The sequence below is a fragment of the Polyangium spumosum genome, assembly GCF_009649845.1.
Classification (GTDB): Bacteria; Myxococcota_A; Polyangia; order Polyangiales; family Polyangiaceae; genus Polyangium; species Polyangium spumosum.
This window is the reverse complement of the sequence record NZ_WJIE01000007.1, coordinates 208,718-221,731: the sequence shown is the minus strand read 5'-3', so window position 1 is coordinate 221,731 and position 13,014 is coordinate 208,718. Positions and strand designations below refer to the sequence as shown.

11 protein-coding genes are annotated in these 13,014 nt (G+C 68.9%); 7 read left to right on the top strand and 4 right to left on the bottom strand.

Features of this window, described 5'->3' with window-relative positions; genetic code table 11:
* Positions 1–182: 182 nt before the first annotated feature.
* Entirely contained in the window at positions 183–1,259 is a 1,077-nt protein-coding gene (locus GF068_RS25055) for a vWA domain-containing protein (RefSeq protein WP_153821985.1), read from the top strand.
* A 53-nt stretch (positions 1,260–1,312) separates the two neighbouring features.
* Positions 1,313–1,840, top strand: a complete 528-nt coding sequence (locus GF068_RS25050) for a hypothetical protein (protein ID WP_153821984.1) — start codon at positions 1,313–1,315, stop codon at positions 1,838–1,840.
* Here the strand turns inward: GF068_RS25050 and GF068_RS25045 are convergent.
* The gene (locus GF068_RS25045; protein ID WP_153821983.1) at positions 1,837–2,274 is read right to left on the bottom strand and encodes a TFIIB-type zinc ribbon-containing protein; all 438 of its coding nucleotides are present in this window, start codon (positions 2,272–2,274) and stop codon (positions 1,837–1,839) included. The two genes, GF068_RS25050 and GF068_RS25045, sit on opposite strands and share 4 nt — an antisense overlap.
* Positions 2,275–2,372: 98 nt before the next feature.
* Between GF068_RS25045 and GF068_RS25040 the strand changes: the two genes are divergently transcribed.
* Both GF068_RS25040 and GF068_RS25035 read left to right on the top strand, forming a co-directional pair.
* Positions 2,373–3,239: a radical SAM family protein gene (locus GF068_RS25040; protein ID WP_153821982.1), complete on the top strand. Its 867-nt coding sequence runs from the start codon at positions 2,373–2,375 to the stop codon at positions 3,237–3,239.
* 217 nt (positions 3,240–3,456) lie between these two features.
* Positions 3,457–5,289: a B12-binding domain-containing radical SAM protein gene (locus GF068_RS25035; RefSeq protein WP_153821981.1), complete on the top strand. Its 1,833-nt coding sequence runs from the start codon at positions 3,457–3,459 to the stop codon at positions 5,287–5,289.
* Positions 5,290–5,308: 19 nt separating this feature from the next.
* Here the strand turns inward: GF068_RS25035 and GF068_RS25030 are convergent, their stop codons facing one another.
* Positions 5,309–6,214, bottom strand: coding sequence for a CAP domain-containing protein (locus GF068_RS25030; RefSeq protein WP_153821980.1), 906 nt, complete (start codon positions 6,212–6,214; stop codon positions 5,309–5,311).
* Positions 6,215–6,374: 160 nt separating this feature from the next.
* Between GF068_RS25030 and GF068_RS25025 the strand changes: the two genes are divergently transcribed.
* Genes GF068_RS25025 through GF068_RS25015 form a run of 3 tightly spaced genes read left to right on the top strand, consistent with a single transcriptional unit; the run spans position 6,375 to position 9,622 of the window.
* A complete protein-coding gene (locus tag GF068_RS25025; protein WP_153821979.1) occupies positions 6,375–7,793 on the top strand; it encodes an alpha/beta hydrolase in 1,419 nt (472 codons plus the stop codon).
* A gap of 35 nt (positions 7,794–7,828) precedes the next feature.
* Positions 7,829–8,788 (top strand): hypothetical protein, encoded by a 960-nt coding sequence (locus GF068_RS44360; protein WP_206079542.1) that lies wholly within the window; start codon positions 7,829–7,831, stop codon positions 8,786–8,788.
* A gap of 9 nt (positions 8,789–8,797) precedes the next feature.
* Positions 8,798–9,622 carry a hypothetical protein gene (locus GF068_RS25015; protein ID WP_153821978.1) on the top strand — a complete coding sequence of 275 codons (825 nt, stop codon included), beginning with the start codon at positions 8,798–8,800 and terminating at the stop codon, positions 9,620–9,622.
* 52 nt (positions 9,623–9,674) lie between these two features.
* Here GF068_RS25015 and GF068_RS25010 read toward each other — a convergent pair whose 3' ends face one another.
* Together GF068_RS25010 and GF068_RS25005 are read right to left on the bottom strand one after the other, a co-directional pair.
* Positions 9,675–10,958: a thiolase family protein gene (locus GF068_RS25010; RefSeq protein WP_170319661.1), complete on the bottom strand. Its 1,284-nt coding sequence runs from the start codon at positions 10,956–10,958 to the stop codon at positions 9,675–9,677.
* A gap of 14 nt (positions 10,959–10,972) precedes the next feature.
* The gene (locus GF068_RS25005; protein ID WP_153821976.1) at positions 10,973–12,937 is read right to left on the bottom strand and encodes a 3-hydroxyacyl-CoA dehydrogenase/enoyl-CoA hydratase family protein; all 1,965 of its coding nucleotides are present in this window, start codon (positions 12,935–12,937) and stop codon (positions 10,973–10,975) included.
* Positions 12,938–13,014: the final 77 nt, after the last annotated feature.

The window sequence follows — 13,014 nt, the reverse complement described above, 5'->3', positions numbered from 1 at the left end:
ACAATGTCCCATAACGATTCTGCCGCACTTTTCGCGGCAATCGCGGGGCGCCGTTCGCCGCTGCCCGATCGAGTGACGGACAATGTCCGACCATCGTGAATCGTCAATGGACAATCGCGTCGAAGGGTCGCACATTGGACGAACCAATCGCGACGCGGTCGCGACAATCGGAGGGCTTGGGCATGATCGACAACAGGATCGAGGTCGTCTTCTCTTTCGACACCACCGGCAGCATGTACCCCTGCTTGACGCAGGTCCGGCGCAAGGTCGGCGATACCGTGAAGCGATTGATGAAGGAGATCCCGGGGATCCGGATCGGCATCATCGCCCACGGCGATTATTGCGACGCCGGCTCGTCGTACGTGACGAAGGCCCTCGACCTGACCGACGACGGCGACGCGATCGTGCGCTTCGTGGAGAAGGTCGGCCCCACGGGCGGCGGCGACGCGCCCGAGTGTTACGAGCTCGTCCTGCACGAGGCGCGGTCGATGTCCTGGACCCGTGATTATACCAAGGTCTTCGTGCTCATCGGCGACGACGTGCCGCACGGGCCGAACCAGAACCCGAAGAAGCTCGACTGGCGCGCGGAGGTCGACGCGCTCGGCGCGGCGGGGATCCCCGTCTACGGCGTGCAATGCCTCGGCCGCCGCCACGCGACGCCGTTTTACGCGGAGCTCGCGCGGAAGAGCGGCGGCTTCCACATCGGCCTCGACCAGTTCGCCTACGTGACGGACATGATCCTCGCGGTCTGTTACAAGCAATCGTCCGACGAGAAGCTCCAGGATTACGAGCGCGAGGTGAAGAAGCAGGGCCGCATGAACCGCGGCCTCGACAAGATGTTCGGCACCATGATGAAGCGCGAGGCCTCCGTCGAGTACGGCGATACGGACCTCCGCGCCGTGCCGCCCGGGCGATTCCAGGCGCTCGAGGTGGACCGCGACATGCCCATCAAGCAGTTCGTCCTGGAGAATGGCCTGACCTTCAAGGCGGGCCGCGGCTTCTACGAGTTCACGAAGACCGAGACGATCCAGGGGCACAAGGAGGTGGTGCTCATGGACCGCAAGACGGGCGACCTCTACAGCGGCGAGCGCGCCCGCGAGATGCTCGGCCTGCCGCCCGGCTCGACCGTGCGTATCAAGCCCGCGAGCCTGGAGAAATACATGGTGTTCGTCCAGAGCACCTCGTACAACCGCAAGCTCATCGGCGGCACGCGTTTCCTCTACGAAGTCGAGGATTGGGCCAGGGCCGAGGCCGCCTGAGCCGGGCGGCGCCGGACGTGCTTACGACTGCAGGGACGCTCCTGGAGGTAAGCATGCGCCGAAACCCCAAATTGCTGTTTTTCGTGATGGTCAGCATTGCCGTGGTCGGGGCCCTGCCCTCCACGGCAGAGGCTGGCCTGTCGCTCAACGCCGATATGAACGTGGGGGTCGTGACCAGCGGCGGCGGACCCCTCGGCGACGTCGGCAGCGGTATCGGCGGGCGGATCGGGTATCGCGCGAACGTGGGGGTCTTCTCGATCACCCCGGAGCTCGGGGGATCGTACCTGCGCCTGAACCAGGTGGAGACGCCGATGCGCGGGGTCGTGGGGGCGCGCGTGGCCCTGCGCGGCGTGGTGCAGCCCTCGATCTTCGCCCATTACGGGCTCGCCATCGTGCAACGGGACGTCGGTGGGCCCACGTACGACCTGGGCGGAGCGGTCGATTTCAGCGCGTCGATCGTCAAGGTCGGCGTGCATGCGGGGTACGTGGCCGTGCAGAGCACGCTCGATCGAGGCGTTTATTCGGTCTACACGCCGCTCAACTGGGTCGAGCTCGGCATGCACGCGGGGCTCGGCTTCTAACGAAACAGTCCCTCGAGCGCCTCGAGCTCGCCGAAATCGAGCCATACGCCGCGGCACTCGATACACGTGTCGACCATCACCTCGGAGCCGAAGCCCCAGTTGCGCCCGGCCATCTCGCCCCCGCAGGCCGGGCAAACGAGCGCGACCGCGGCCTCGGGATCGGTCTCCGCGCCGCGCTCCCGGCCGCGGGCGTAGACACGCTGGATCGTCGTCGTGGGCGCGACCGTCTGCTTCGTGTCGCCCTGCGACGCGGCGTTCTGGATCTTCGCGAGTTCGCCGTGGTCGAGGAAGACGCCGCCGCACCCGCTGCAGCGGTCGATCTCCACGCCGGCCTCGTGGGCGACGACTTGGAGCCGCACGCGCCGGCGGTGGCGCTCTTCGGTGCCGCGGTAGGGGTCGTTCGTCAGCTCGATCTTGCAACGAGGGCATTCCATCGGTTTCCGATGCTACCAGAGCTCGCGCCTCTTCCGGAAGCGACGCGAGCTTCCTGGCTTCGTTCGCCCCATCGGTACGTTATCGTGCGCCGCCGCGCATGGATCTCGATCGTCACCTCGCCGCGCTGCTCGCGCCCCTCGCGCCCGGGGACGAGCTCATGAAAGGCGCGCGTATCACGTCGCTCTCGACCGAGCTCGGCCTGCGCGTCACCGTGGACGTCGGCGGGCGCGACGTACACCTCGAGATCGCCCGCGTCGAGGATGGAGGCCGCTTCGCCGCCCGGACCGAGCGGCTGCTCTTCCGGTACCGCGACGGCGCGGGTCGCGGCGACGTCGATCCCGCGCTCGGCCTCGCGCTTTGCAAGGCCCTCGCCGCGCGCGCGTCGGCGCGCGAGCTCGACGAGGCGGGCGCGCGCGTGCGCGAGGTGCGTGTCTCGTGTCTGCTCACGACGGCCGGCGCGCCGGGCGAGCGGCACCATACCTTGAGCCCGTACGTCGGCTGCCTCGTGGGGTGCCGCTTCTGCTACGCACAGTCGCGCGTGGTCGAGTCGCGACGCCTCGCTCGTTTGCCCGAGGTCCCCTGGGGCTCGTACGTCGACGTGCGCATCAATGCGCCCGAGGTGCTCGCGGACGAGCTCGAGCGCCTCCCGCGATGGCCGATCAAGTTCTGCCCGATCGTCAGTGATCCCTACCATCCGATCGAGCGCCGTTATGGGCTCACCCGGGCTCACCCGCGCGTGCCTCGAGACCATCGGGGCCGCTCGCTCGCCGCGCCCCGTCCTCGTGCTCACGCGCTGTCGCCTCGTGGAGCAGGATCTATCGGTCTTCGCCGCGCTCCCCGAGGCCTCCACGGTTTGCCCGGACACGCGACCCTGCGTGGCAAGCGGCCCGCGCGGAAGAGCTCGCACGTGAGCTCTTGGCGCGCGGGATCCCCGTGTGGAGCGGGGAGCTGCCGCCCGGCATGACCACGGAATGAAATCGGGGGCGCGCCGTTCGTCCCTCTTGCACGCCTTCTGCCCCCCTGCTATCAAGTCCGGGCGCGCTGCGTGTCGACCTGTCCCCCCCCGAGGTCCACGCGGCGCGTTTTCTTTTGCGCCCGTTCAGGGCTCGGCGGCCGAGCGGGGCGATTTTTGCGCGCGCGGGGTCCACGAACCGTTACAATCGGTCCGTCGAGAGGCACCGATGCGTATTGCGCTCCTGTATCCCCCGCCCTGGAAGATCCCGGCTCGCGGCGAGCCGCACGATACGCGCGGCGACGGGCCGCCGGCCGAGTACCGCGAGGGGGACCTCGACGCGGATTTCTACCAGATGCCTTACGGCCTGCTCTCGATCGCGGCGCAGGCCATTCGCGCCGGTCATCAGGTGAAGGTCTTGAACCTCTCGGCGATGACGTGGGCGAAGGTCGAGGAGGTGCTCTCGGCGCTCGACGCCGATCTCTACGCGATGTCGTGCTGGACCGCGAACCGTCGGGGCGTCGCGCTCGTCGCGAAGGCGATCCGCGCGCGGCGCCCCGGGGCGCCCATCGTCGTCGGAGGGCCCCACGCGAGCCCCTTCGCCAGGGAGATCCTCGAACACTGGCCCGAGGTCGACGTCGCGACGATCGGCGAGAGTGAAATCACGTTCCTGGAGATCGTGGATCGATTGGGTGCGGGCCGCAGCTTGCGCGGGATCCCGGGCGCGGCGTATCGATTCGAAGGCCGGGTCGAGATGGGGCCGAGCCGAGCCTCCATCGAGGATCTCGACACCCTGGCCTCGCCGCACGAACATTTCGACACGCACATCCTGATGACGTCCCGCGGCTGCCCGTGGGCGTGCACGTTCTGCGGGGCGGAGAACACCTGGGGACGAGGGTTCCGCGGGCATTCGGTGCCGTACGTGCTCGACGTGCTCGAAAAGACGGTGGCGCGTTTGCCGGTCAAGATGATCCTGGTCAAGGACGACACGTTCACCACGAACCGAAAGCGTGTCCTCGAGCTGTGCCGCGGCATCCGGGAGCGGAACCTCCGATTCTTGTGGAGCTGCGACACGCGCGTCGACGTGCTCGGCGAGGAGCTCCTTCACGAGATGCGCCTCGCGGGCTGCGAGCGGCTCTCGCTCGGCGTGGAGAGCGGATCGCCGCGGATCTTGAAGGCGGTCGACAAGAAGATCACGGTCCAGAAGATCATCGATTCGACCGAGCTCGCGAAGAAATACGGAATCAAGGTGCGTTTCTACATGATGCTCGGCAACCGCGGCGAGACGGCCGAGACGTTCCGGGAGACCCTCGCCTTCCTCGACCGCGCGCGACCCCACCAGTACATCTTCTCGTGCCTCTCGATTTACCCCGGCACCCGCGATTACGAGGAGGCGACGGCGGCCGGATGGCTCGATCCCGAGGTGTACTTCACGGGCGATTTCCAGGAGCTCAAGGTCCCCTTCGACGCCTCGGAGGAGGACACGAGGCTCATGAGCGACTGGTTCCGCGAGAACAGCGGCCTGCGCGACCATTACCGAGAGAGCGCGGCCGAATGCGAGGCGATCCTCGCGCGGCTCGGGGAGCACCACGCGGCGCACCTCGATTGCGCGAGCGCTCATTACCGGGAAAACAACCTGGACGAGGCCGAGCGGCACGCGGCGCGGGCGCTCGAGCTCGGTCACCCCTTGCCCGGGCTCTGCCTGAACATGCTCGCGGTGATCGCGGCCCGGCGCGCGGCGTGGAAGAAGATGCAGGACCTCTTCACCGAGGCCTGGCGCCGAGATCCGCAGCACTGGGTGCTCGTCCGGAACGTGCAGAAGGTGAAGGCGTGGCTCGATCAGGCGGGGCCGCTGCGCGGAACGCCGCTCGAGCTCGAGGCGCATAACGAGTTCCAGCTCCTCGAGCGGACCGCGCAGCCCATGCTCCCGGGGCCGCTCCCGCCCGATTACGCCGCCTGGAGCGCGCCCGCGCCGCGCGCCGAGAGCCCCGAGATGCGCACGCCCCAGACGGGCAGCCATGCCTCGTTCCAGCCGCGGACGCGCCTCCGCGTCGTCACGTGATCGTCTGGCGGCTACGCTCTCAATTGCAGCTCGGCTCGTCCGCCCCGCCGAAGACCGTCGTCCAGTACACGCCGTAATCGCCTCCGCCGGTGGCGCGGCCGATGCCGATCACGGTGTACGCGCTCCCGAGCATGTTCGCGTTGTGCCCGGAGGAGTTCTTCCATTGCGTGAACGTCGCGCTCCCGGAGGAGTTGCCCGCGGCGATGTTCTCGGCCATGGCGGTCTGCAGGGGGCACGCGTTGTCGTAGCAGGAGTCACACGCGCGCTTGCTGAAGCTCGAACCGTTTTTCCCCGTGTGCGAGAAGTAATTCTGGTCGCGCATGTCCTCGCTGTGCCCCTGCGCCGCGCGGCTCAGCGAGGTGCACGCCGTGAGCGGGCCGCGCCCGTTCTGCGCGCGGTAATCGTTCAGCATCGCGAGGAACGCCTGCTCCTCGGCGTCGAGCGGCGTCGTCTCGGGGCCCGCGCCCGCGCACGTCTCGCACATACCACAATCGGCGGGGCAATTCATGCACGTCTCGGGAGCGCTGCAAACCCCATTGCCGCAGCACGAGCCGCAATCCATCGGGCACGTCGCGCAGCTCTCGCTCCCGTTGCAAGCCCCGTCGCCGCAGCTCACGCCGCCGCCGGAGCTCGCCGTGGTCGAGGCGGACGAGCTCGCTTGCCCTGCGCCGCCGACGCCCGCGCCGCCCATGCCCGCGCCGCCCATGCCCGCGCCGCCCGCGCCTGCGCCGCCTACGCCCACGCTCGCGCCGGGCCCGCTGCCGGCCCCGTTCGTCGCAGGGCCGCTGCCCGCGCCCGCCGAGCCTCCGTCGCCGTCGGCGGGGCCCGCGCCGTCGGTCCCGCCGATGACGCCGGTGCAAGCGCCGAGCGCGACGAAAGAAAAAAGCGCGAGGGAAGCCGATGCAAGAGCCGAGCGCGTTTTCATGGCGGCGATTCTACGCCGGATGTGGCGCGCTCCTCTACCGCGAAAGAGCACGAGGGGAGCATGTCGGCGCGGTGACGGTTTGCCGCCGGCGCATTTTTCTGGCAGGGGCCTGCCGGGAGCCGCGGCGGCAAGCGACGTGCATGGTGGGGAGACCTGTCTCATGCGAGCGCGGCTCCCGACCTCGACCGTGCACCGGCTGATCAGCTCGCCTCTCGGGGCCCTGCTCGATACGCCCACGTACGAACGATTCAAGCTCGAACGTTTGCCGTTCGAGCTGCGGCTCCTCCGCCTCGGCGCGATGGCCTCGGCCCTCGGCTCCTCCGACGCGGACGAATTGATCACGCGCCTCGGGGCGCGGGGCGAGGTTTCGTCGAAAATGCGGCGGCGCCTCGCCCGGGGGCTCGCGCGGTTCGCCCGGGCCCGCGCCGCGCGGGAGGACGTCATGCGTCGCTGGGAGCGGGTGTTCTGGGGCGAACCCTGGCCGCCGCCCGATCGCAAGGCGCTCGTCGAGCTCGAGCTCGAGCGCCGCATCCGCGCGCGGCGCTGCCTCTTCCCCCGCGCCACGCTGGGGTTTTTCGCGTCCAAGGTCCCTTTTGAGCCCATCGCCTACGGCGTCCCCTCGCCGGGCGAGGTCGCGTCGAAATGGGCGCAGGAGCTGGCCCACCCGGAGCTCCTGTATGGTTTGCCCGCGGAGCTGCCCGCCATCGAGCGATCCCGCTCGCTCCCCGGCCCCGCCGGCCCCGAATACCTCCTTCGATTTCGTTCGCCCTCGCGGATCGGCGACGTGGTCCACGCCCGCGTCTTCGAGCCCGAGCGAAAGGAGGACATCCCGGCGACGTTCATCTACGCGGGTGGCCTCTTCTCGGCTTGCGACGACGTCGTGTATTGGCCCGAGGAGGAGGCGATGGGGCGAGGGCTCGCTGCGCGGGGGCACCGCGTGGTGCTGCTGGCGTTGCCCGGGCACGGCCGGCGCGCGCCTCCTGGAAAGGCGAGCGGCGAGGTGATCCTCTCGACGGGGCCCGAGGGGCTCTTTCGTCTCTGCGCGGCCGGAGCGCAGGAAATGGCGGTGCTCATTGCGTGGGCCCGCGAGCTCGGCTCGTCCGTCGTCGGCGTCGGGGGCGCGAGCATCGGGGCGCTCGTGGCGCAGGCGCTTTGTGGCCGCGCGCGGAGCTTTCCACGCGGCATGCGCCCGGACGCCGCCTTCCTCGCCGGCGCGGCCCTGAGGCTCGACGAGGTGATCCTCGACGCGCCGCTCGCCGAACGAATGGGTCTGTCCCGAGCGATCCTCGAAGCCGGCTGGACCCGCGAGGCGCTCGCTTGCCTGCGTGACCTCTTCGATCCCCCGAGCGAACCTGGCATTGCGCCGGAGCGTATTCACGCGGTGCTCGGCCTCGCGGACCCGTTTCTCCCGGCCGCGCTCGGGCGAGAGCTCCTGCGAGCGTGGCACGTGCCCGAGGGCAACATAACATTGCGACCCGGGGGGCAGGTCGGTTTGCTAATCCACCTGGTACGGGATTCGGATGCGCGCCTCACCATCGCCGGCGCGCTTCACCGCGCGGTTCGGGCCGTTCGCGCGTGACGTCGGGCTGCGAAGGTGTATCCTCCGCGCCGCTCATGTCGAACTGGTCGACCTTCACCCTGCCCTTCGAAGGCCTCGAGCTGCCGCGATTCCTCCTGACGCTGGAGCAGTCGCTCGCCTCGTTCCCCGGCGCCCGCGTCACGTTCGTCGAGCTCGACGCCGAAGACGATCCCGACGAACCGCTCTGCGGCATCGAGATCGTGCTCCCGCGGCCGCTCGTGGAGCGCCACCGCGCGCCGGAAGATCCCGAATTGCCGGAAGGCGAGGAGTTGCCCACCGCCGAGATCACGCTCTCGGCGGAAGGCGAAGAGACGACGCTCGCCGTGGATCTCGAGCGAAACGCGTACGTGATGCCCGTACTCGTCAAGATCGTCGAGGACGTCCTGCGCCGGCTCGACGTGATCGATGAGGACGAGGACGAAGAGGACGAGGAAGACGAAGAGGACGATCTCGACGAGGACGAGGAATTCGACGACGACGAGGACGAGGAGCTCGACGAAGAGGAAGACGAAGACGAGCTCGACGAGGGCGAGGACGAGGACGAAGAGGACGAGGACGAAGGCGAAATCGAGGACGAGGTCGGAGAATTCTTCGAATCGCTACGTGTCGTCGCCGAGCGCACGTTCGGGGCCGTCGAAGGCGACGGCGATACATTCTCGTTTTCGGTCGCCTGGGAGGAGCCGCCGCGAAAGAAGGCCGTGCGGGTGCGCGCATTCGAGCCTGCGTTCGCCGCGGGGGAGGGCGCGGGGGCTTCGTGGGTGGCGCTCGAATGCGAGGTCTGCCCGCTGTCGGCGCTCGCCCCGAAAGAGGCGGTCGGCATCAACACGGCCGCCGATTTCCACATCTCGCTCGACGGCGAGACGTACCTCCTGTCCACGAGTTATCCCGTGCGCGCGCTCGACGCGTCCCTGTTTCTGGAGATCACGCTGGCGCTCGCCGAGCAGGCGGACATCCTCGGCCTCGCCATCGAAGAGGGCAAGCTCGCCCGTTCCTGAGAGAAAAACATGCCGCGCCCGTTCTGCTTCACGTTGCCCTACGCTCGGTTCTCCCCGGCCCACGCGCTCGCGAGCCTGGAGGAGGCCATGGCCGCCTTTCCAGACGCGCGAATCGCGCGTGCCATCGTCGATATGGAGCAGGAGGCTCCGCAGGGGCTCGACGTCGATATCGAGCTCGGCCCCTCGCTCCTGCCCGACGCCGCAGGTGACGCGCCCCGCACGGGGACGCTCTCGGTGCGATTCGACGGTCAGGCGGTGTCGCTTGTCGTGGACCCACGTGATTCGAGCGCCGTCTTGCCGGCGATCTTCGCGATCGCCGAGACGATGCTCGCGAGCGTGCGAGACCTCGCCGCCGTGGCCGCGGGGGAGGACGCCGAGGAAGAGGAGTTCGAAATCGACGCGGATCCGTGGAGCAAGCCGGAGTCGTTCGACGATCTCGCGCGACGAGCGCGCCACCTGTTCTCGCTGGACGGGCGCGGAGAGACGGCGTTTGGCGTGACAATCGCCTGGCAAAAGCCGGTGGGGCGGACGCAGGGCCTGCTGGCGCACGCGCACACGCCGCGATTCGAGGAGGAGAACGGGGGCGAGGCGACGTGGGTGACGCTGGAGAGCCCGGTTTGTCCCAAGAACCGCCTGACGCCGGAGGAGGCGCTGCGCCGGAGCCGATCGCTCGACGTGGGCGCGCTCTGCGAGCGAGCCGAGCATTACACGATCGTGGCGCGATACCCGCTGCGGGTGCTGGATCGAGCGAGGTTCGTGGCGATCGCGATGGCCATCGCCGAGCAGGCGGATCGGCTGGAGGCGATGCTGACGGGGGGGAAGGACGAGCTTTGAAGGATTCGCGGCGGCCGCGCGTGCTGCGCGGCCTGCCGCGAACGAGGGCGATTCAGCCCATCGACTCGAGCACGAGCGCGATGCCCTGCCCGCCGCCGATGCACATCGTCACGATGCCATAACGCTTCTTCGTCCTGCGCAGCGCATACGCGCAGGTGAGCGTCAGGATCGCGCCCGTCGCGCCGAGCGGGTGTCCCAGCGCGATCGCGTTGCCCATCGGGTTCACGCGCTCCGGGTCGATGCCCATTTTCTCGAAATCGCGGACGCAGGCGAGCGCCTGGGGCGCGAAGGCCTCGTTGATCTCGACGATGTCGACGTCCTTGCCCTCGATCCCAGCCTTCGCGAGCGCCTTCTTCACGGCGGGGACCGGGCCCCAGCCCATGATTTGCGGGTCGCACGCGGCCACGCCCATCCCCGCGATACGCGCGAGCGGGCGGACGTCGTGGCGCTCGGCGTCCGACTCCTTGCCGATGAGCATCGCCGCCGCGCCGTCGACGACCGCGCTCGCGTTGCCCGCCGTGATGATGCCGCCCGCCTCGAAGGCAGGCGAGAGGCGCGCCATCTTCGCCGGGCTCGGGTCTTCGAGGATGTGCGTGTCGTATTTGACGACCGTGGGATCGCCGCCGTCCTCCGACGGCAAGGACACCGGCTCGATCTCCTCGTCGAAATGGCCCGCGTCGCGCGCCGCCTTCGCGTTCTTGTGGGAGCGATAGGCGAAGGCGTCGGCCTCTTCGCGCTTGATTCCATATCGACGGCCGAGCTCCTCGGCCGTGTTCGCCATGGCCATCTTCGCGCTCGGGTCGTAGAGGCTCATGAGGAGCATGTCCTGCAGGTGCGTGCCCGCCGGCAAGCTCTTCGCCTCGATGGGGCCGTATTTCTGCGTCGCCGCCCCGACCTTCTTGCCCCGGTAATCGTAGAGGCTGAACGGGTATTGCATGCTCTCGGCGCCGCCGACCACGGAGAACGGGCGCTCCTCGTCATTGCGAAGCCCCGCGAGCAGGATCTCCGCGCCGACGCAGATCGCCTCGGCGCCGCTGCCGCAGATACGCGCCACGGTCAGCGCCGGGACGTCTTTCCCGAGCCCGCCGCGCCATCGCATGCCCTGCGCGCCATAAATCGAGTCCCGGTGGCTGTGCTGGGCCATGCCCATGACCACGTGGCCGATGAGGCCGGGGTCGATCTTCGTGTGCCCGAGCGTCGCCTTGATGGCCATGCCGCCGAGCTGCGTCGTCGAGAAACGCGAGAACAGGCCCGGGGCCTTGTTGTCCACGAGGATGTCGGCGCGCGGGGTGCGACGGCCGCCGTCGAGGATGACGATGCTTTGCTGCTTGCTCATCGATCGCTCCGATCTCATTCGTGGAGGAAGGCCGCAGGTACACGCGGACCATTCTGGATGAAGTTCTTCATGCCGATGTCGAGGTCCACCGTCTCCTTGCATTGCCCGAAGCCCTTCGCTTCGAGCGCGAGGCCCTCGGCGAGCGGCAAGGCATTGCCACGACGAACCACGGAGACCAGGATCGCGTCGATCGCCCGCGAATGATGGCCGAGGTCGACCGCAGGGAGTTTCTCCGGGACCGAGAGCGGCGCCGGATCGACGGGGCCGAGCTTCACCTCGCCCGCGAGGTGCCTCCGGACGAGCGCCTTCGCCTCGCCGAGGAAATCCTTCGTCGGCGCGACCGTCGCCCAGCCGAAGGCGTGCGCGTCCTTGGCGCCCACCGAGCGGCCCGTGCGGAGCAGGTCGAGCGCGCGCTCGAAGCCGATGAGCCGCGGCAATCGTTGCGTGCCGCCATAACCGGGGATGATGCCGAGGTTCACCTCGGGCTGGCCGAGGACGAGCTCCGGGCCGACGACGCGGCCGTGGCACGACATCGAGATCTCCGCGCCGCCGCCGAGCACGGGCCCGTTCAAGGCCGCCACGACGGGCTTCTTCATCGACGCGATGGTCTCGAGCACCGCGTGCCCGAAATGGCAGATGCCCTCGCAATCGGCCGGCGTCTTCAGCGAGGCGAGCTCGCCGATGTCCGCGCCCGCGAGCGCGCCGTCCTGGCTCGTGAAGATCACGCCGGAGACCGAATCGTCCGCCGCGAGCTCCTTCATCGCCGATTCAATCTCGGCGAGCGTCTCGCGGTTCAAGGCGTTGCGCACCTCGGGCCTGCGCACCGAGACGATCGCGAGATCGGCGTCCCGCGTGACGACCACGTTCTTGCGGAAGCGCGGCAGGCTCTTCTGCGTGATGCTCTTCGGCACGTGGAAGCCCGGGTGCGCCGCCGCGTACGCCACGCAGACGGCGTGCACGCGGTCGATGCCGTACTCCTCGGCGAGCGAGAGCAGGCCCTTGCGGAAGCCGAGCGACATACGCGTGAGCCAGTCGAGGTCCGACGGCGCGCAGATGTTCTCATCCGCGACGAAATAGGTGCGCGCGAAGAGCACGGCGAGGATACGATCGAGCACCTTCTTGCCGAGCGCCTCGTCGTACCGGCCGTCGCCGCGGTTCTTCGGGTCGTGCCACGGGCGATTGCCGACTTCGCGCAGAATGGCGGGCGGCTCGAACCAGGGGCTGCCCGTGGGCGCGTCACGCATGAGCTCCTGGCAATGGACCGTGAGCAGGTTGCCGCGCGTCAAGTCCATCACGTTGAGCGGGCCGCCGCCGCCGATCGCGTCGTTCACGATCGCGTCGACCTGCGCCGGCGTGGCCACGCCCTCCGCGACGATCCGCGCGGCCTCGGAGACGTAATTGCAGAAGATGTCGTCGGCCGCGAAGCACGCGGCGTCGGCCGTGATGATCGGGACCTTGCCGAGCTTCTCCAGCGTGCGGATCATGCGCGCCCCGAAGGCGTCGTCGCCCGAGAGGACGACCTCGACCGGCAAGCTGCGCCACGCGGGATAGAAGGGGTGGTTGACGAAGCAGCGCTCGGGGTGCTTCGTGTCCTTCACGATCTCGGCGCGGGGGATGCCGCTCGTGGCGAAGCCGATCAGGCAGTCGGGCCGGACCACGGACTCCAGCGCGGCGATGATCTTGCGCTTGATGGGCAGGTCCTCGGTCGCGGCCTCGAGCACGTAATCACACGAGGCGAGATCCGAGAGGGAGAGTGTGGGGACGAGGGCCTCTTTGACGGCGCGCGCCGCGCTCTCCGAGAGCTTGCCGCGGGCGAGGGCCTTCGTCACGTAGGTCGCGATGCGAGCCATGCCCGCGTCGAGCGCCTCCTGCTTGATGTCGTGCAAATAGACGCGGCCACCTTCTCTGGCGATGGCGGATACGAAGCCATACGCCAGATCCGGGCCGATCGATCCCGAGCCGATCACGCCAACGATCATGGCGCGGGCCTTATCACCGGACGGCCGCGGCGCCAAGGCAGAACGGCGCCGGGGTCAGCCGTGGAACATCCCGGCCG